The 19,601-nt window shown below is 61.4% G+C and carries 15 protein-coding genes and 3 pseudogenes; 10 read left to right on the top strand and 8 right to left on the bottom strand.

Going from position 1 to position 19,601, the window contains the following annotated elements; genetic code table 11:
• Positions 1 to 42: 42 nt before the first annotated feature.
• From IG194_RS02315 to IG194_RS02300, 4 genes are all read left to right on the top strand, one after another.
• Positions 43 to 666: a DUF6037 family protein gene (locus IG194_RS02315; protein WP_141679754.1), complete on the top strand. Its 624-nt coding sequence runs from the start codon at positions 43 to 45 to the stop codon at positions 664 to 666.
• Positions 667 to 732: 66 nt separating this feature from the next.
• On the top strand, positions 733 to 2,295 hold the full coding sequence (locus IG194_RS02310) for an ATP-dependent nuclease (protein WP_058490297.1): 1,563 nt from the start codon (positions 733 to 735) through the stop codon (positions 2,293 to 2,295).
• A complete protein-coding gene (locus tag IG194_RS02305; protein WP_058490296.1) occupies positions 2,280 to 3,314 on the top strand; it encodes an AAA family ATPase in 1,035 nt (344 codons plus the stop codon). Before IG194_RS02310 ends, IG194_RS02305 begins: the two co-directional genes overlap by 16 nt.
• Positions 3,315 to 3,980: 666 nt before the next feature.
• Complete coding sequence (locus IG194_RS02300; protein ID WP_058490295.1) at positions 3,981 to 4,703, top strand: hypothetical protein; 723 nt, start codon at positions 3,981 to 3,983, stop codon at positions 4,701 to 4,703.
• A 47-nt stretch (positions 4,704 to 4,750) separates the two neighbouring features.
• On the opposite strand, the gene IG194_RS02295 is transcribed toward IG194_RS02300, so the two are convergent.
• From IG194_RS02295 to IG194_RS33135, 5 genes are all read right to left on the bottom strand, one after another.
• Complete coding sequence (locus tag IG194_RS02295; RefSeq protein ID WP_058490294.1) at positions 4,751 to 5,044, bottom strand: hypothetical protein; 294 nt, start codon at positions 5,042 to 5,044, stop codon at positions 4,751 to 4,753.
• A gap of 4 nt (positions 5,045 to 5,048) precedes the next feature.
• Positions 5,049 to 7,469 carry a TonB-dependent siderophore receptor gene (locus IG194_RS02290; protein ID WP_058490293.1) on the bottom strand — a complete coding sequence of 807 codons (2,421 nt, stop codon included), beginning with the start codon at positions 7,467 to 7,469 and terminating at the stop codon, positions 5,049 to 5,051.
• A 96-nt stretch (positions 7,470 to 7,565) separates the two neighbouring features.
• Positions 7,566 to 8,549: a FecR domain-containing protein gene (locus tag IG194_RS02285; protein ID WP_058490292.1), complete on the bottom strand. Its 984-nt coding sequence runs from the start codon at positions 8,547 to 8,549 to the stop codon at positions 7,566 to 7,568.
• Positions 8,546 to 9,061, bottom strand: a complete 516-nt coding sequence (locus tag IG194_RS02280) for a sigma-70 family RNA polymerase sigma factor (protein WP_009617060.1) — start codon at positions 9,059 to 9,061, stop codon at positions 8,546 to 8,548. The genes IG194_RS02285 and IG194_RS02280 overlap by 4 nt, the downstream gene beginning before the upstream one ends.
• A gap of 199 nt (positions 9,062 to 9,260) precedes the next feature.
• Positions 9,261 to 9,776: a hypothetical protein gene (locus tag IG194_RS33135; protein WP_058490291.1), complete on the bottom strand. Its 516-nt coding sequence runs from the start codon at positions 9,774 to 9,776 to the stop codon at positions 9,261 to 9,263.
• A 46-nt stretch (positions 9,777 to 9,822) separates the two neighbouring features.
• Between IG194_RS33135 and IG194_RS02270 the strand changes: the two are divergent.
• The 6 genes and pseudogenes from IG194_RS02270 to IG194_RS02245 all read left to right on the top strand — a co-directional run.
• Positions 9,823 to 10,479 (top strand): annotated as a pseudogene (locus IG194_RS02270) (HAD-IC family P-type ATPase); the annotation flags it as partial.
• 769 nt (positions 10,480 to 11,248) lie between these two features.
• Entirely contained in the window at positions 11,249 to 11,602 is a 354-nt protein-coding gene (locus IG194_RS02265) for a cyclophilin-like fold protein (RefSeq protein WP_197674148.1), read from the top strand.
• 176 nt (positions 11,603 to 11,778) lie between these two features.
• Positions 11,779 to 12,759: an alpha/beta hydrolase gene (locus IG194_RS02260; RefSeq protein ID WP_197674152.1), complete on the top strand. Its 981-nt coding sequence runs from the start codon at positions 11,779 to 11,781 to the stop codon at positions 12,757 to 12,759.
• 105 nt (positions 12,760 to 12,864) lie between these two features.
• Positions 12,865 to 14,091 carry an MFS transporter gene (locus IG194_RS02255; protein ID WP_058490288.1) on the top strand — a complete coding sequence of 409 codons (1,227 nt, stop codon included), beginning with the start codon at positions 12,865 to 12,867 and terminating at the stop codon, positions 14,089 to 14,091.
• 136 nt (positions 14,092 to 14,227) lie between these two features.
• Entirely contained in the window at positions 14,228 to 15,277 is a 1,050-nt protein-coding gene (locus tag IG194_RS02250; protein ID WP_058490287.1) for an NAD(P)-dependent alcohol dehydrogenase, read from the top strand.
• A gap of 46 nt (positions 15,278 to 15,323) precedes the next feature.
• On the top strand, positions 15,324 to 16,313 hold the full coding sequence (locus tag IG194_RS02245; protein WP_058490286.1) for an aldo/keto reductase: 990 nt from the start codon (positions 15,324 to 15,326) through the stop codon (positions 16,311 to 16,313).
• Positions 16,314 to 16,326: 13 nt separating this feature from the next.
• Here IG194_RS02245 and IG194_RS02240 read toward each other — a convergent pair whose 3' ends face one another.
• The 3 genes and pseudogenes from IG194_RS02240 to IG194_RS02230 form a co-directional block, all read right to left on the bottom strand.
• Positions 16,327 to 17,238 (bottom strand): LysR family transcriptional regulator, encoded by a 912-nt coding sequence (locus tag IG194_RS02240; RefSeq protein ID WP_058490285.1) that lies wholly within the window; start codon positions 17,236 to 17,238, stop codon positions 16,327 to 16,329.
• Between the two features lie 140 nt (positions 17,239 to 17,378).
• Positions 17,379 to 18,034: pseudogene (locus tag IG194_RS02235) on the bottom strand (XdhC family protein).
• A 240-nt stretch (positions 18,035 to 18,274) separates the two neighbouring features.
• Positions 18,275 to 19,547, bottom strand: a pseudogene (locus tag IG194_RS02230) (OprD family porin).
• Positions 19,548 to 19,601 lie beyond the last annotated feature (54 nt).

Raw genomic sequence — 19,601 nt, 5'->3', positions numbered from 1 at the left:
ACCTCGGTGCCTCGCTAGCCGGCCTGTATTAAGGTGATTCTGATGCTCATGCAAAACCTAAAGTCTCTGCACGAAAGTATGAACGCTCAAACTAATGCACACGGAGATGTAATTGAGCTGCAGCGTTTCAGAAGCGTGCAGGGCGCGGCTGTATTTGAGTGCATTTTCTCCACGGGAGAACGGCCTTATAAGCTGTCGCTGACATCACGCGGAACGGAAAAGCATCCGAAGTCTGAATTCTTTCTGTTTGATGTATCCGACGAGTACACCATCCCCAACTATTTTCATGGGGATACTCATCCGAGACTGCTTGAGCTTCTAAAAACGCTGGGAGGCATGACAGGCAATAGGCTTTATCCTGCAGACTTCTTGGCACAACTTGACGCCAATGTTCCCGTGACGGCAACGATTCCGGCTATACCAAGCTCAGACTATGTGCTAGAGAATCGCCCGGATTTGACCGATGAGCGTGACAAACCATATTGGAGTCATTGGTCCAAGCCGCGCAGCAAAGCTGATGGCTCGCCTGGACAGGTCTCCTCAGAAAACCAAGAGAAGACAGCGACACTACTTGGCTCGGCAGCTCTGACCTATAGCCGCACTATGCGGATGTCCTCGTGCTGGAGCACGGTGCCAACAAATAAGAACTGGCGTCAGCCTAGCTAAAGGCTGCTCACCTGACCTTTATGCTTATTCTCTAAGATTCCACTGCCTGGCTAGCAAGGAGCCGCTATGCCCACCATTCGCAAGCTGATGCTTCAGAACTTTAAGCAGTTTAGGCAGCTGGATCTGGATTTTGATCAGCGCCATAACGTGCTGATCGGTGATAACGAGACCGGCAAGAGTTCTGTGCTTCTTGCTCTGGACCTGGCATTAAGCGGCAGTCGAAATCGAGTCGAGAATCTCGGGTTTGAGACCTTGTTTTGTAAGCCTGTCATTGAGGCTTTTCTTGGTGGTCCGCGTGGCATCGACCAACTGCCGACTCTCGTCATCGATGTGTTTCTGGCGGAAGGCCAAGACGAAAGCCTATACGGTGTTGGCAATCTGGCTGGTCAGGAGACGGATGGCATTCGGCTGGCAATCGAGCCGGTGCAGGACTATGGTGCGGAGATTCGGGCAGTGCTTGCTCAGCCCGGCCGTAATTTTCCATTCGAGTACTACGCCGTTAAGTTCCAGACCTTCGCCCGAAATCTTTATGCGAGCTTCAACCGACCTGTTCGCCATCTCCTGCTAGACAGCTCTCGCATCGACAGCGACTACGCTGCCCGGGAATACACTCGCTCTGTGTTCCACTTCCACGCCCCGGTGGAGGCTCGATATCAGCTGGAAAATGCGTATCGAATGGGGAAGTCGAATTTCAAGGACAACCACTTGGCTGAGCTCAACGGAGGGCTAGACGGCTTCCAGTTTGAGGTTCGCTCAGGCGCTCGCTCAAACCTCGAAACCGACCTGGTAATTTCAGAGGACGGTATTACTCTGGAGCATCGAGGTAAGGGGCGGCAGTGCTTCATCAAGACGAGCTTTGCTCTCAATACGCGCCGAGCCCAAGCCGGCTTCGATGTCATGCTGCTTGAAGAGCCTGAAAACCATCTAAGCCATACCTTGATGAAGCGTTTGGTCAACGAGCTCTCCAAGAAAGACGGAACTCAACTCTTCATCGCGACCCATAGCAGCCACATCTGCTCTCGCCTTGATCTGCGCAACGCATTACTGCTCGGGCCAGGTCAGCGTAGTGGCACGCTCAGACAGCTGTCCGACGATACAGCCGCCTTCTTTATGAAGGCCCCTGACAATAATGTTCTTGAGTTCGCCCTGTCCCGCAGGGTGATTCTTGTCGAGGGCGATGCGGAGTTCATCCTCCTCGAGGCCTTTTACACGAAGCTGGTGGGGCGCCTTCCTGCCGAAGACGATGTCCATGTGATTTCTATCGGTGGTACCAGCTTCAAGCGATATTTGGAGCTTGCTGCGTTGTTGAACATCAAGGTTGCAGCGATCAGAGATAATGATGGCAGCTACGAGGAAAACTGCGTTGAGAACTACGCTGACCTAGTGACCGAGCATGCCAGGGTCTTTGCCGATGCTGACAACCAGCGCAGTACCTTTGAAATAGGTCTGTATGCCGACAACATGGCCATCTGTGACGAGTTGTTTGCTCTAGGGCGAAGGACCCTGACCCCTCAGCAATACATGCTGGCGAACAAAGCAGAAGCCGCATTTGAGTTGCTGGACAAGAAGGCGGATGAGCTGGTTGTTCCTGGCTACATTGCGGAGGCAATCGCGTGGCTAAGAGCGTGATGTTTGCAGTTGCAGGTTCTGGCAAAACCACGACGCTTATTGAGCGCCTGACCCTAGACCAGCGTGCATTGATCATCACCTACACAGAGAACAACTACGCCCACCTGCAGCGCAGCATCATCCGTAAATTCGGATTTCTGCCTCCCAACATCTCCCTGTTTACCTACTTTGGGTTCCTTAACGGCTTCTGCTACAGACCGCAGCTTGAGTTGGCTTTGGGTACGCGTGGGCTGAACTTCAGAACGCCGCCTGCTCACACACGGACATTTGCTCGTACTCGCATGGAGTACTACAAGGACGGCAAGGGGTATCTATTCCACAACCGCCTGGCCAAGCTGCTGCAGGTCAAGGGGACTGTCCCTCGACTCATTGCTCGAATTGAGCGCTTCTACGACCAGTTTTTTGTCGATGAGGTCCAAGATTTTGCGGGCCACGACTTCGATCTTTTGCTCGCCCTGATGCCTGCCCAAGTAGACATCCTGTTGGTTGGCGACTTCTACCAGCATACTTTCGACACCAGCCGAGATGGTCCAACCAACCGCACGTTGCATGACAACATTCAGCGCTACGAGCGTCGTTTTAGTGACGCGGGCGTGCAGGTTGATAAGGAAACCTTGAGCCACAGTTGGCGGTGTGGAACCACTGTGTGCGATTTCATCACGACCCACCTTCAGATCAATATCGGCTCACACAGGGACGATGAAACGGCGATTGTTCCTGTGTATACACAAGCTCATGCTGATGCTATCCATGCCAATCCGGATGTGGTGAAGCTCTTCTATAAGGAGAGCTACAAGTACGGATGCCATGCGTTCAACTGGGGAGCGAGTAAAGGCATGGACCACTTCCAGGATGTCTGCGTTGTGCTCAGTGACAGGGACTGGAGACTCTATACTCGCGGCAGCTTTCAAGGCGTGCCTGCCCAGACGCGTAACAAGCTCTACGTGGCCTGTTCACGTGCGCGAGGGGATATCTATCTTGCTCACGAGAAGTACTTCAGGGTCTTCAAGTCCAGTTGATCTAAATCGCGGTAGCACCTTCAGAACGGCGATCTATCGAGCCTAAAGCTCGGTCTGGATGAATGTGGGTCGCGCGTCCACGGTGCGGTAGCAGGAGCCTGCACTGACGCGCCATCCAGCAGGATGGCGAACTCTGCTACTCCCAGCTTGGTGAGCAGGCCAACAAGCGGCTCAAGGGTTTTGAAGACACGAGGACCACCTCGTTGCCGCTGCAGCTCATAGGTCTCGGATTGCGACACGATCTGCAAGATGTAGCCACCGTCTTGGAGCTTTCGGGCGAAGGCAACTGAGTGAGCCTCTCTGATTCGAGAGGGCAGGTCGCTCTCTACAATTCCAACCATATCTACCTCAATCAAAATCACTAATTTGATTCATTTTAGCCAATATGAAGTCATTTGAATCAGGCTAGAATGAACTAATCAAGATCACGTGGAGGCCCCGAAAATACTGGGCTTCATGCGGTTTTTTGGATCATGGATCATCTAGATACCTCTCGGCTTGGCGGTTAAAAATAGCTTCGTAATTTTCTACGAGGCTCAAAATTATGGATCTGTTCTTCAAAGCAGTAGCTACTGCTCTTACTGCTAACCCTCTTAACTTGGCCCTCTGCTGCGTTTTCGTACTGACGATTGCCGTAGTGGTTATTGCATGGAATAGGAGATAGGGATGGCGGCAGATCTCCCGAGGTTCGCGCGGTTTCCCATCAGATGGATCCAGGAAGGGAATCTGGTTGCATTTGGTAATCGGCCGAGTCAAGGCGCGCCAGTGTCGCGTCCGCTGCAGAACTGCAGCCTGGCGGCTCTCAAGCTCTTCATCTGCTTGTGTATGCGGGCGGACTTCAACACAGGTTCGCTGTCGACAACCTATCCACAGCTGATGGCTCTGTCGGGTATGTCTAGGCCGCTAGTGGCTAGAGCGCTGAAGAGGCTTATTAGCGAAAAGCTCGTCTCGAAGGTCGACAAGCCTCTGCGTGAAGGAACGGAGCTCAAGCTCGCTGGCTGGGAGGATGCTTTCTTCGGCAAGCTGCCTAAGCAGGTCTTCTATGATGACGCGCCCGATAAGCTACTCAAGCTGAGGGAGTTTGAGTTCAGTGCATTGTCCCTGCACTCGCTTAAGGTTTATCTCGTCATCGTCGCCTACAGGAATCGCAAGAATTTCAACATCGCTACGATTAACTACACGACGATTTCTTTGAGGTCTGGGGTGCCAAAGCACTTGATACCGGCAGTTCTCAACCGGCTGTACGCGAATGACCTAATCGCTTACAAGCAGGCGGACTACTACGAGTCTGCTCAGGCTCAAGCGGACCGCACAAATAGATATCTAGTTCGTGGGCTTGGTGATCGCTGGCCAGCATTCAACCCTGAGAAGCATGCAAAGACGGTCTGATAACGTCTCCCTTAGGAGGCCAACTGAACGTCCTAGGGCTAGGCGTCTTAGCCCAGCATCAGGCGTACCGGGGTGGTATCGCTTTCCACCATGTCGATGACCACCTGCATGCCCTTGGCCGGGTCGCCTATCTGCCGGCCGTCTTGCCCGGCGAAGTATTCGTCCAGGCCCGCATCCAGGGCGGCGTAGTCGGTGATCCTGGTGGCTGCCTTCATCGCCGCGGCGCCGGCGAACTCGGTGCGGAAGGCGCCCGGCTCCACCAGGGTGACGTGGATGCCCAGCGACCTGGCATCGATGGTGCGCGCAAGGCCCGCCAGCGTGGCCAGGTCTTCCAGCGGCAACTGCTCAGAAGTGGTAGTTCAGCGTCGTCATGAGGTTGCGCGGCGCGCCATAGACACTCCAGCTATCGGCGTAGCTGTAGTAGGTGCGGTCGAACAGGTTGTTGACGTTGACTGCGACGTCCAACTGGTTGGTGACCGCGAAGCGAGCCATCACATTGACCAGGGCATAGCTACCTTGCTCGAAGGTATGCAGGTCCTGGCCAATCTTGCTCTGCCAATTCACCCCGCCACCGAGGGTCAGGCGATTCCAGGCGCCAGGCAGGCGGTAGCTGGTGAAGGTCTTCAGGCTGTGCCGTGGGATGTTGGTGACGATGCGCTCATCATCCTGATCACGGCTGACGCTGTAGGCATACCCTGCGGAGGCGTTCCAGCCATCGGCCAGCTCACCGTTCATTTCCAGTTCCAGGCCTTCGGTGGTGGTGCCCTTTTCCGGGTAATAGGTATCGAACTGACCTGCGTATACCGCGAGGTTGTCCTGCTCGATGCGGAACAGCGCGAGGCTGGCGTTCAGACGTCCATCCAGTGGCGCAGCCTTGATGCCCACTTCGTAGCCTGTACCTTCCTGCGGATCCAGCGGTTTGCCGTCCAGCCCCTTGATGCCATAGGCCTGCGGGTTAAAGATTTTCGTGTAGCTGGCGTGCGCCGACCAGGTGTCGTTCAGGTCATACACCAGCCCGGCATAGGGCAGGAATACGCCATGGCGATTCTCTTCGTTACTGGTGGGCGTGCCCTCGTAAGGAGTGTTGTCGCTGCTGCGTTTCCAGTCGGTGACGCGGCCGCCCAGCAGCAACTTGAGGTCATCGCGCAGGTTCCAGCGGCTGGTGGCGTAGGCGGCGTATTGGTTTTCCTCGATCAGGTTCTTGCCGATCGGGCTGGTGTCCGGTCGCGGTGCCGCGCCGGACCACTGGTGGATGTTGCCGATGCTGCCGTCGTAGCCGGTCCATGGGCCATACCAGCCGCCACGGTCCGGTGTGCTTTCGCGGTAACGCGACAGGGTGATGCCGGCGATCAGCTCGTGCTCGCGGCCGAGCAGGCTGAAGGGGCCGGTGAGGTAGGCGTCCAGGTTGTTTTCCCGCGGTGTTCCGGACCAGCGGTTGGGGTACAGGTAGGCGCCGGCGCCGGTCGCTTGATCGATTTCCCCATTCATGTAGTTGATCAGTTCGTCGAACTCGTACTCGGTGTGGCCAAGTTCCGCCTTGGCGCTCCAGCCATTGTCGAACTGGTGTTCGAGCGAGACGAAGACATTGCTCTTGTTCACGTCGAAGTACGACCAGTCTGGCGAGCTGCTGGCAGAGCGGGAGAAATCGGTCTTCTGGCCATTGGAGTAGAACGTCTGCAGACCGGTACGCAGAGGCGAGTCGGCCTGGTTCTTTTGCACGCTGAAGCCCGCCGTGAGCAGCGTGGCATCGTCCAGGTCGAACTCGGTGAGGGCATAGACGAGCTGGTTGTCCTGCTTGTAGCGATCGACCCAGGAGTTCTGCGTCTTGTAGTCCAGGACCAGGCGCCCGCGCACGTTGCCGGTTTCGGTAAGCGGCCCGGAAACATCCATGCCCAGCCCGTAGCGGTCCCAGCTTCCGGCTTCGGCACTCAGGTTGGTCTGAGCTTCGGCCGTCGGACGCTTGCGAATCATGTTGATAGTGGCCGATGGCGTGCCCAGGCCACTGATCAGGCCGGTGGCGCCGCGCACAATCTCGATGCGGTCATACATCGCCGTGCTTTGCGAAAAATTGCCCAGCCGTGAGGAGCTGGGGACGCCGTCGACTTCGAAGTTGTTGATCTGGAAACCGCGCGACCAGTAAGTGTCGTTCTCGGCGCCGACGCCAACGCGGGATACGGAGATGCCCGTAGTCGCCTCCATGACTTCGGTGAGGTCATTCAGGTTCTGATCCTTGATGCGCTGGTCGGTCATCACCGTGATCGACTGCGGCGTATCGCGAAGCGCCAGGTTGAGGCGTGTGGAACTGCTCGACGAGGCGGTCGTGTATTCGCCGCTGCCTTCGGTGACGGAGCCCGGTGCCTTGCCGGAGATGGTGACCGAGCCCATTTCCAGCGCACCTTCGGCAGCGGGGGCGGAGAAGATGACCCAATGGCCACTGGCGTTTCTTTCGGCGGCCAGACCGCTGCCGCCCAGCAGGTAGTCCAGGCCGTCCTGAATGCCGAATTCGCCTTGCAGGGCAGGTGCTTGCTTGCCCTGCGTCAGGGCGGGGTCGAAGGGCAGGGTGATGCCGGCGACCTGTGCGAAGCCGTTGAGGGAATCTTCCAGCGAGCCGGCGGGCAGGTCGTAGCGGCGCAGATCGGCTTGCTCGGCTTGCACGCTAAAGCTGGGCAACGACGTGGCGGCGGCGCTACCCAGCAGGATGGCGCGCAGGGTGAGTGCGAAGGTGGTGCGACGCGGCACTCGTGGCGGCGAGAAACGAGAGGGCATGGATAACGAGCTCCTTGGCAATGGCAGTATGTTTTCTTGTTTGCCGAAGGGCTCGGATAAAGCCGTAATCAGTATTGAGAATTTTTTGCATCTCTCTCAGCGAGCGGTCACTCGTGTCCACAGCGGGGTAAAGCGCTGAATGCGCAAAGGCATTGAATCGCCGAGAGCATCCAGGGCTTGGTCGATGTGGTCGAGCTGAAACACGCCAGAGACTTCCAGCCCGGCAATCGCTGGATCGCAGCTGAGCCAGCCGTGCCGGTAGCGCGCCAGTTCTGCGAGCAGCTCGGCCAGACGCATGCGTTTGGCGACGAGCAGGCCTTGAGTCCAAGCGCTGCTGTTCATGGCAGGGCTCACGACGTTGTGGCTGCCATCGGCGCTGATCAGGTATTCCTCACCCGCCAGCACCCGAATGGGTTGCGATCCGGCGCGATGGATGGCGACGATGCCTCCCTCGACCCGCAGGCGTGTCCCCCGGGCCTCCTCGCGTACTCCGAAGGCAGTGCCGATGGCCTGTAGCTGTGCGTGCCTGCTGTCGACCCAGAGGCTGCGATATCCCTCCGGCGCAGCGATATCCTTGCCGGTGTCGATGAAAATCTCGCCGCGCAGCAACTGGACCGTTCGGCGCTGCTTGGAGAAACGCACATCCACCGCGCTGGAGGTATTGAGCTGCAGGCGAGTGCCATCGCTCAGCAGGAACTGCCGGCGTTCGCCTACGCCGGTGCTGTAATCCGAGGCCCAGTCTGCCGGCGAGTGCTCGCGCAGCCCCCAACCGCCCAGGCCGGTGATCGCCACGCCAAAGCCGAGCATCTTGAGAGCCTGGCGGCGGCCATGGCGTTTGCCCTGCAGGCGCTGCAGGGCGTCTTGCGCGACGCTGCCGGGAGCCTCGGCCAGTCGCCGGAACGCGGATTCGCTGGTCTGTAGCGCCTGCCAGGCGGTTTCATGCAGCGGATGGGCGTGTCGCCACTGTAGGCATGCCGCTTGCGTGTATTCATCGGCGTAGCCCGACTGCAGACGAACCAGCCAGCCAATAGCTTGGTCGAGTACCGCATCGGGCAGATCGTCGGGGGAGTTGGCGTTCATCGTTGGGCGAGGAAACAGTGGCGGATGGCGGTCGCCATGTACTTCTCGACTGAGCTGAGGCTGACGCCCAGGCGGATAGCGATCTCTTTGTAACCGAGGCCTTCCAGGCGAGACAGCAGGAAGGCCGTGCGCACCTTGGGCGCCAACCCATCGAGCAGGGCGTCAATATGCGCCAGGGTTTCCAGGAGGATCAGTTGATGCTCCGGGGAGGGCACTTGCGCTTCGGGCAAGTGAGCGATGGCCTCCAGGTACGCCTGCTCGACCCGTTGCCGGCGCAACCGGTCGATCAGCAGGCCCCGGGCGACGACACTCAGCCAGGCGCGGGGCTGTCGGATGTCCTGCAAGGGTGCCGGCTTGCCGAGGATGTGGAGGAAGGTGTCCTGCGCCAGGTCCGCCGCGCCCTCGCTGTGGCGCAGCCGCTTGCGCAGCCAACCCAGCAGCCAGGCATGGTGATCGAGATACAGGGCTTGGATATCGACGTGGCGGGTGGCGGAGGCGGGCGGAAATGGCAACGCGAATCCTTGCGTGATAACGACTTGCAGGTGAGAAGTTATCTCATCTTAAAAGAGTTGGTCGGACTACCGCAAGAAAAGTGGCGTTTCGCCAGAATGCTCAGGCGCACCGAGCCGCTTGCTCCTTCAAGCGAAGTCTTCTGGCCAACTGTTGTCGACGGCTTGCACCAAGAGCGGGTGCCAGCGAGGGGCTGGTGGATCAGTCGACAACGCGCCCATTGCGCAGCTGGACTAGCTGGTCGGTGTGGTGGAAGAACCGATCATCATGGGACCCCACGATAAGGGTCTTTCCCTGGCGCTTCAGGTCCGGCAGTAGTTCCTCGTAGAACACCCGGCGGAAGGTCGGATCCTGGTCCGCCGCCCATTCGTCGAAGAGCATCAGCGGCCGCTGTTCGAGGAAGGCATGTACCAGCGCCAGCCGTTTGCGCTGGCCCGCCTCCAGGTGCAAGTCCAGCGGGCCGAGGTGGAAGGTCGGCTGGCCAGCGGAGTCGAGGTGCGTATAGCTGACATCGCGCAGTTCGAGCGCTTGCAAAGCGGGGAAGACACCGGTCGGCCGCTCGCTCAGCAGGTCGGGTTCGTACTGGGTGAAGTCGGCGAGCACGGCAGCGATTCGGCGGAAGGCAACCTGGGCCTGGACCGCGGCGGGCAGGCCGCTGGCCACCTGTTCGATGGGGCCGCGGACGAACAGCATGACCAGCACGAAGGCGATCAGCACGCCTTGCTCCAGCTCCAGCCGCGTTCCCAGTATCGAATTGCCCGCGGTTCCTGCCCATGGCGGTCCCATTGCCGGCCTGGCGCTAGGAGGACGCTTTGTTGCCTGGCTACTGCTGGTGGACAGCGTGCGCGCGGAGTCCGCTGAAGCCTTGCAACAGCTCCGGGAGCTGGGGCTGGGACGTCAATTGCTGCTGACCGGGGACCGCCGTGACTCCGCCGAGGCAGTGGCTGCGCAAATCGGCGTTACTCAGGTGGTGGCCGAGGCGCTACCTGAAGACAAGTTGCGCCACGTGAATGAGGAGCTGGCGACCGGCTTTCGTCCGCTGGTGGTTGGCGATGGCATCAACGACTCACTGGCGCTCAAGGCGGGCGTGGTCGGTGTGGCCATGGGGGCAGGGGGCGCCGACATCGCTTTGGCGGCGGCGGATATCGTGTTGATCAATGGCGATCTGCGGCGCCTGGGGACTTGTATTCGCCTGAGTCGCCTGTGTCGGCGCACGCTGCAGATCAACGTCATCATCGGCCTGGGCTGGACACTGGCGATTGTGCTGGCTGCCGCCTTCGGCCTGCTGGCTGCGGCGGGTGCCATGGTGACGGCACTGCTGCATAACCTCAGCACTTTACTCGTGCTGGCCAATGCCGGGCGGCTGTTGCGTTATGACGAAACGCTTTCCAACCCCAATGAATCAGCCGCGCAAGTTTGATGCAATGTCCAGTGGAGCCCGCTCACTGTGGCCTCCAACTTGCGGCGCTCGCGTGTTGCGAGTCTGGCATTACTCACTGGCATCGACCCTCGCCCCTGGTGGTATGACCTCTGTGTACGTCTCCTTCTGGCCGATTTCTGCCCCTTTCGACAGGCTGCTTCTGGTCTGGTGACCATGGTTCGCTTGCTAAGGACGGATCCTGGTCACCGTAGGCTTGCAAGTTGGATTTACTCTCGCAACTCAACGGCTTATCTCGCCAGGTTTCCAGAGAGATTCCCAGCCTCGCTGGTGATCTGGAGCAAACGCAAGCATATGGGTGTAGACGTACCAAGTAGGCGTTGACTAACGATGCGGGGATCACGCTGTCTGCGTTTCCCACCCAATGCCGCGGTGGTATTGCTGAGTCCAACGGATCCTGCGAACCGTCGAGGGGCGAGAGCCCTTTCATTAATGCTGTTGCCAGGACGCAAGAGGCGCTCTCTGACTCAGCACAGGGAGTCGTTGATGGCTTTCGCTATTTCCTTGTCTCGCGCGAATTGATTAGCAGGGCTTATATGCTCTTTAAGGATCCATTAGCTATTCGGCCGAGCCCTGATTCGCCATCATAGCAGCCATGAAAAACGCTCCCTCACTCTCCTGGCATCCGTCGCGCCACCGGACCTCGATGCTCCTCGCCAGCGCCTGCCTGGCCCTGGCGGTGGGCATACCTGGTGCCTTGGTGGCCTGGGCAGCGAGCGACACCTCGTCCGTGCCCTCCAAGGAGTTCCCCATGAAGATTCGCCTGGTCGTCGGTGAGCAGGTCGCCACTGCCACCCTGTATGACAACCCCACCGCCAAGGATTTCGCATCGCTGCTGCCGCTGTCCTTGACGTTGACCGACTACGACACCATCGAGCGCGTCTCCGATCTGCCGCGCAAGCTCTCCACGCAGGGCGCCCCCGAGGGCATGGCACCCGCGGCCGGCGAACTGACCCACTACGCCCCCTGGGGCAATCTGGCGATCTTCATCAAGCCGCGCGCCTATTCGCGCAGCCTGCTGCCGCTGGGCAAGGTCGATGAAGGCCTGTCCATCCTGTCCCGGCCCGGTCCCTACAAGGTGCGGATCGAGCGCGTCGAGCCCTAGACCCTTTCCCCGTGACAGCCAGCTGCGTGAAAGACATCCCCATCATGACCAAGACCCTCGGGACAAGCGACATCGCCACGCCGGATAGCCTGGGCGTGGGTCGTCGCACCCTGCTCAAAATGACCGCCACCGGAATCGCCGCCGTGGGTGTCGGCGCCATTGCCAGTGGTCCGGCCATGGCGCAGTCGGCCGTGAAGCTCAGCGACAGGTGGGACAAGGTGTTTCCCAGGAGCGACAAGGTCGACCACCGGAAAGTCACCTTCAAGAACCGTTATGGCATCACCCTGGCGGCCGACCTGTACCAGCCGAAGAGCGCCAGCGGCAAGCTCGCGGCGCTCGCCGTCGGCGGCCCGTTCGGCGCCGTGAAAGAGCAATCCTCGGGGTTATACGCGCAGACCATGGCCGAGCGCGGCTTCATCGCCCTGGCCTTCGACCCGTCCTACACCGGCGAAAGCAGCGGCGAGCCGCGCAACGTCGCCTCGCCGGACATCAGCGTCGAGGATTTCAGCGCCGCGGTGGACTGCCTGGGCCTGCTACCCGATGTCGACCGCGAACGGATCGGCATCATCGGCATCTGCGGCTGGGGCGGCATGGCCTTGAGCGCCGCCGCCGTGGACAAGCGCATCAGGGCCGTCGTGGCCAGCACCATGTACGACATGAGCCGCGTCATGTCCAAGGGCTACAACGACAGCGCCACCCTCGAACAGCGCACGCAGACGCTGGAGCAACTGAGCCAGCAGCGCTGGAAGGACGCGGAAAGCGGCACCCCTGCGTACCAGCCGCCCTACAACGAACTGAAGGGGGGCGAGGCACAGTTCCTGGTCGAGTACCACGACTACTACCGGACTCCGCGCGGCTATCACCCGCGCGCGGTCAACTCCGGCAACGCCTGGACGATCACCACGCCACTGCCGTTCATGAACCTGCCGATCCTCACCCACATCAAGGAGATTTCGCCGCGGCCAATCCTCCTGGTTCATGGTGAGAACGCGCATTCGCGCTACTTCAGCGAAACCGCCTACGCGGCGGCGGCAGAGCCGAAGGAACTCATGATCATTCCGGACGCCGTCCACGTGGACCTGTACGACCGGATGGACAAGATCCCGTTCGACAAGCTGACCACGTTCTTCCAGAAGAACCTGGCCGCGTCGGCATAGAGCCAGCGGGGCGTGCGAAACGCCCCTCGTGCCTGAACCCCCTGACCGCGCTGTCCCAGTGGACGGCACGGTGTTTCCTATCGAGCGACAAAAGAAAGGCATTCCATGACCACCACCGCCATCGACGCCCCCAAGGGCTCCGACACCCTTCGCGAGCACCAGGAGACGCCAACGTCCTGGAGCGGCGTCTTCGCCCTGGCCGTCTGCGCCTTCGCGCTGATCGCCTCCGAGTTCCTGCCCGTCAGCCTGCTCACGCCCATGGCGACGGACCTGCGTGTCACCGAAGGCATGACCGGCCAGGGCATTGCCATCTCCGGCGTCTTCGCTGTGCTTACCAGCCTGTTCATCTCGGCGCTGGCCGGCAGCCTCAACCGCAAGACGCTGCTGCTGGGCCTGACGTTGGCGATGGGCATATCCGGCGCGATCATCGCGCTGGCGCCGAACTACGTCATTTACATGGTTGGCCGTGCGCTGATCGGCGTAGTCGTCGGCGGCTTCTGGTCCATGTCGGCGGCCACGGCCATCCGCCTGGTGCCGACGCGCGATGTGCCGCGCGCCCTGGCCATCGTCAACGGCGGCAACGCGCTCGCCACCGTGGTGGCCGCGCCGATGGGCGCCTACCTGGGCACCGTCATCGGCTGGCGCGGTGCGTTCCTGTGCCTGGTGCCGGTGTCGCTGATCGCGCTGGCTTGGCAGTGGAAGACCTTGCCATCCATGCCGGCCGCGGTACGCGCATCCGGTATCGGCAACGTGTTCAAGGTGTTCACCCTGTTCAAGCATCCGGGTGTTGCCGTGGGCATGCTGGCGAGCAGCCTGCTGTTCATGGGGCAGTTCGGGTTGTTCACCTACGTGCGGCCCTTCCTGGAAACGGTCACGGGCGTGCATGGCTCCGCCATCTCCCTGATCCTGCTGGTGATAGGCGCGGCCGGCTTCATCGGCACCGCGCTCATCGGCCGCGTCCTGCAGCGGGGCTTCTACCAGACGCTGGTCGTCATCCCGCTGCTGATGGCCGCGACGGCCCTGGCACTGGTCGCCTTCGGCGGCTGGACCACCGTCGTCATCGCGTTGCTCGCGCTGTGGGGCCTGACCGGCACCTCGGCGCCCGTGGGCTGGTGGGCCTGGATCGCCAAGGTGTTTCCCAGGGATGCCGAGGCCGGTGGCGGCCTGTTCGTCGCCGTGGTCCAGATGTCCATCGCACTGGGCTCCACCGTTGGCGGCCTGCTGTTCGACCACAGCGGCTACCGCAGCACCTTCATCGCCAGCGCCGTGCTGCTAGCGATCTGCGCGGTGTTGACCCTCATGACCGCGCGCCAGTCCGCGGCACACGGCTGATCGATCCCACGGGACACTGCCATGAAAAAAGCCACGCTCTGATGTCTCAACGAAGACCACGGCATCAGCCAGCTCCATAGCGACGGCGACACGCCCGCCGCCCATCGCCAGACAGCCCGCACACAGGAGAAAGTCCATGACCGTCAAAGCCTACGGCGCCTATGCCAGCGATCGTCCCCTCGAACCGATCGACATCACCCGCCGTGCTCCCGGCGCCCACGACGTACAGATCGACATCGCCTATTGCGGCGTATGCCACTCGGATTTGCACCAGGTGCGCTCCGAATGGGCAGGCACGCGCTATCCCTGCGTACCGGGCCACGAGATCGTCGGCCGCGTCTCGGCCGTGGGAGCCCAGGTCTCGAACTTCAAGCCGGGCGACCTGGTCGGCGTGGGTTGCATCGTCGATAGCTGCAAGCACTGCGAGGATTGCAGCGAAGGGCTGGAAAACTACTGCGACCACATGGTCGGCACCTATAACTTCCCGACAGCCGATGCGCCGGGCCACACCCTGGGCGGCTATTCCCAGCGGATCGTGGTGCATGAGCGCTATGTGCTGCGCATCCGGCATCCCGAGGCGCAACTGGCCGCCGTGGCACCTCTGCTGTGCGCTGGCATCACCACTTATTCGCCGTTGCGCCACTGGAAGGTGGGGCCTGGCCACAAGGTCGGGGTGGTCGGTATCGGCGGGCTAGGGCACATGGGCATCAAGCTGGCGCATGCCATGGGCGCGCACGTGGTCGCGTTCACCACCTCCGACTCCAAGCGCGAGGCGGCCAGGGCCCTGGGGGCCGACGAGGTGGTGGTCTCGCGCAACCCCGGCGAGATGGCGACGCACAGCAAAAGCTTCGACTTCATCCTCAACACCGTGGCCGCACCGCACGACCTGGATGCGTTCATGGTGCTGCTCAAGCGCGACGGCAGCATGACGCTGGTAGGGGCCCCGGCCACGCCGCATCCGCCCGTCGAAGTATTCAACCTGATCATGAAGCGCCGCGGCCTGGCCGGCTCGATGATCGGCGGCATTCCCGAGACGCAGCAGATGCTGGATTTCTGCGCCGAGCACGGCATCGTCGCGGACATCGAGATGATCCGCATCGCGGAAATCGACGCGGCCTACGAACGCATGCTCAAGGGCGACGTGAAGTATCGCTTCGTCATCGACTGCGCTTCGCTCGCCGCCTGAACGCTCAATACGACCTATCCCATCGTAGCAACTCCGGGAGACACGCATGCACTACACGCACCTCGGCCGTACCGGCCTCAAAGTCAGCCGCATCGCACTGGGCACCATGAACTTCGGCGAGCTGGCCGACGAAGCCACCAGCTTCAGGATCATGGATGAGGCGCTCGGCGCCGGCATCAACCTCTTCGACACAGCCGACGTCTATGGCGGGCCGCAGTCGCCGGACATGGCCAAGGGCTTCGGCACGTCCGAGGAGATCATCGGCAACTGGCTGGCGCAGGACAAATCGCGCCGCGACAAGATCGTGCTGGCCACCAAGGTCTATCAGCCGATGGAGACCGGCCCCAACGACAAGTACCTGTCGGCCTACCATATCCGTCGTGCCTGCGAGGCGAGCCTGAAGCGCCTGAAGACCGACCATATCGACCTGTACCAGATGCACCACATCGACCGGGCAACGCCCTGGGAGGAAATCTGGCAGGCGATGGAGCAACTGATACGCGAAGGCAAGATTACCTATGTCGGCTCCAGCAACTTCGCCGGCTGGGATATCGCCACCGCACAATTGACCGCCGCTTCGCGCAACCTGCTGGGCCTGGCGTCGGAACAGAGCCTGTACAACCTCACCCAGCGCACCATCGAGCTGGAAGTGATTCCGGCGCTGCGCCACTTCGGGATAGGCCTGATCCCGTGGAGCCCGATCGGCATGGGCCTGCTGGGCGGTGTGCTGCGCAAAGTCGCCGAGGGGCGCCGGGCCACTCCGGCTCTGCAGCAGCGGATCAACAAGCTGCGCCCGCAACTGGAAGCCTACGAGGCGCTATGTGGCGAACTGGGTGAGCCACCTGCGGTCGTGGCGCTCGCCTGGTTGTTGCACAACCCGGTCGTCACTGCCGCAATCAGCGGCCCGCGCACCGTCGTACAGTTGCAGCAGAGTCTCGATGCGCTGTCCCTGAAGCTTTCGGACGAGACGCTGGCCAGGCTGGACGAGATCTGGCCGGGACCGGGTGGCGAGGCGCCAATGGCCTACGCCTGGTAGGAGCGATGTGGTTCTAGGCCTTCTTTCCCCGCGGGCGAGTGAAGCGCAGCGCGTTGACGACCAGCGAGAAGGCCGGCGAGGGCTGCCGCCGGCTGGGGTAGTACAGGTAGTACCCCGGGAAGGGGGCGCACCAGTCTTCCAGCACCCGGACCAGGCGGCCGTCTTCAATGTGGGGGGCGAATTCTTCTTCCGGTAGCCAGGCCACTCCCAACCCTGCCAAAGCGGCATCCACGATGTTGGGCGAGGTATTGAAAGTGAGCTGGCCATCGACGCGGACATTCAGCGTGTGCCCGCGTCGCTCGAATTCCCAGACATAGATCCCTCCACCGGACTGCATGCGCATATTGATGCACTTGTGGCTCATCAAGTCCCGCGGGTTGGCAGGTTCGGGATGTTCGGCGAAGTAGGCTGGAGAGGCCGCGACGGCCATGCGGATCGGCGGTCCGATGGGCATCGCGATCATGTCCTTGTCGATGGTGTCCCCCAGGCGCACGCCGGCATCGAAACGATCCGCCACTATGTCGCGGAAACCGTAGTTCACATCGAACTCCATCTTGATGTCGGGGTACTCGAGCAGCAGGGGCGTCAGCTTGGGCAGCAGCGTGGTTCGCAGGACATGATCGCCACAGGTGATGCGTACCGTACCCGCAGGCTTGTCGCGCATCTCCGTCAACTCCTCCAGCTCGGCATCGATTTCATCGAAGCGGTGGCCGATGGCCTGCAGGAGCCGCTCGCCGGCTGCCGTGGGGGAAACGCTGCGGGTGGTGCGAGTGAGCAGCCGGATCTGCAGCCGTGCCTCCAGGCCGCTGATCGCCTGGCTGAGCGCCGATTGGGTGACGCCCAGCAGGGCCGCGGCGCGGGTGAAGCTACCTTCGCGTGCGACCGTGACGAAGTAGAGGAGGTCGTTGAGGTTGCGTTTGATCATGGTCCGGCTTTCAGTGAATTGATAAGTATATCTAATATTTTATTGGCGAATTAATCAGTCGATCAATCGTCCGACCGGAGATCTTGTGCAAGGCTTCTCCAGGTCCTGGGGGAGGGGCTCTCCCTGGGCAATCCGCGTGGTCACATTCCCTGCTTTTCAATACGTGTCTTGGCTTGTGCCACGCCGAGCGTGGAGGGGAGGGCAATGCCGTTCTTGGCCGCAAGGATCTCGGCCATCACGCTCATGGCGATTTCGGCAGGGGTCTTGCTGCTTATGTAGATGCCTACCGGCGCGTACAGCCGTGCCAGCGAGAGCGAGTCCGCGGAGGCGTAGAAATGCTCTATCAGGCGCTGCCGTCGGCTCTCGGTGTTGCGGCGCGAGCCAATGGCGCCTACGTAGAAGGCGGGACCATCGAGGGCTTCCAGCAGGGCCAGGTCGTATAGCTTGGGGTCGTGGCTCAGGACCACGATGCAGGTGCGCGTGTCGGGCCGCATGGCACGGACTGCGTCATCGGGCATTTCCCTGGTGACTTGCACGCCGGTCACGGACCAGGTGTCGAGATATTCGCCATTTCCCCATCCCCGTAGGCGCGGGTGTATCGGTGGATCAGGTCGTCCTCGATGCCGCCGCCCGACACCGAGCCGACACAACGGCCATCCTCGCGCAGAGCCATCATGGACCCGACGGGGCGGAGCGAGGAGCCCCAGGTCCTGACCACTGTCGCCAGCAACAGCCGATGCCCGGCCGCAAGCCAGTCGCGGGCGGTTCGCAGGACGTGTACGTCAACACTTTCCAACTACTGTTCCCCTACCCGGCCGGCTGGACCTCGGAATAGCGACAGCAGAAGCCAGGAGCGCCGTTCTAACCCAAAGCCGCCTTCGAGGCGGTTTTCATCGCGCCGCGCTCCTCGTAGGAGCGAACTTACTGGCGTTGGCACGCGGCGCTGTTCACCCGGCTGCGGGCCGTCGTCATCCACCTCAGCGCCGGCATGACCGCCACGGTCAATATCGAGGCGGATGCCGCGCGCTGAAGGCCGTCACCAGAGTGCGAGGGTGTAGTCGATATTCACCCGCAGCTCGTTGTCGTCGCGGTGCGTGGCGCCGGGCGCGAAGTCGTTGCGGTACCAGGCCTGGCGCACACGCAAGGCCACGCCCTTGAGGCTGCCGCTCTGCACGGTGTAGGACAGTTCGAGGTCCTTCTCGCTCTCGCTCAGGCCGCTGCCGCCGAATTTCGCCAGCTCGATATTGCCGCCGCGCACATAGCGCAGCATGCCCTTTAGCCCGGGCAGGCCGGCGCCGGCGAAGTCCTGGTCGAACTTCACCTGCCAACTGCGCTCCTTGGGGTTGAGGAATTCGGAACTGAGGGTGCCCTCGGTGATCACCAGGGTTTCGGTGCCGTACAGGTATGGCATCCCGGTGGTGCCATCCAGGTGCGAGTAACCTAGCCCCAGGCTATGGCTGCCCCAGGCGTAGGTCAGCATTAGGGCCGCGTTGCGGTTGTCCACCTTGCCGCCCCTGGCCGCACCGTCCTCGCCGGTGACGAACAGGCGGAAGTCGCTCTTGAGCCGGCCCACGCCCAGCGCGCGCTCGTCGACTAAGCCGAAGTAGTCCTTGCGGTATAGCTGGTCTACCTCGGCGTGGTAGTACTTCAGCGTCAGTTGCTTCGACCAGGCGTAGTCGCCGCCGAGGAAGGTGAACCTGTCCGAGGTGGCTGCGCCGTTGAAGCGGCCGTTGGGCGCGCTGATGCGCATCTTCTCGTAGTTGGTGGCGTCGCGCAGGTTGATGCGGTCCATCCATCCGGCATGCAGGCTCAGGTCGTCGATATCCGTCGAGTGCAGATAGACGCCGCGGAAAGTCTGCGGCAGCAGGCGTGTGGGGGGCACCGAAGGCGATCGGCAGGAAGGTGCTGATGTTGCCGGCCTGCAGTTCGGTCCGCGAGATGAGCAGCTTCGCCGTCAGGCCCAGTTCGGAATAGTCGTCGGCCGGCTCGCGGGTAGCCGGGTCGAAGGGCAGCAGGCCGGTACCGGCGCGGTCCGGCGAGGAGTCCAGCTTCAGCCCGAGCATGCCCTGGGCGTCCAGGCCGAAACCTACCGGGCCTTCGGTGAAGCCCGACTTGAAGTTGAGGATGAAGCCCTGGGCCCACTCGCGGGCGACGGCCTGCGGGGTTTCGCCCAGATAGTTGCGGTCGAAGTAGTAGTTGCGCAGGACCAGGTCGGCATGGCTGTCGTCGATGAAGCCCGCGGCGCTTGCGCTGCAGGCGTAGGACAGGGGCACAGCCAGGCACAGCAGGGCGTGGGATGCCTTGTGCATGATGCTCTTCACTTTCTTGTAGTTGTACGAAGCCCTGCCGTGTTGGCGGCAGAG

Source organism: Pseudomonas sp. ADPe, assembly GCF_014843515.1.
GTDB classification, from domain to species: Bacteria; Pseudomonadota; Gammaproteobacteria; order Pseudomonadales; family Pseudomonadaceae; genus Pseudomonas; species Pseudomonas citronellolis.
The sequence above is the reverse complement of the archived record's forward strand: the minus strand, read 5'-3'. Positions and strand labels throughout refer to the sequence as shown.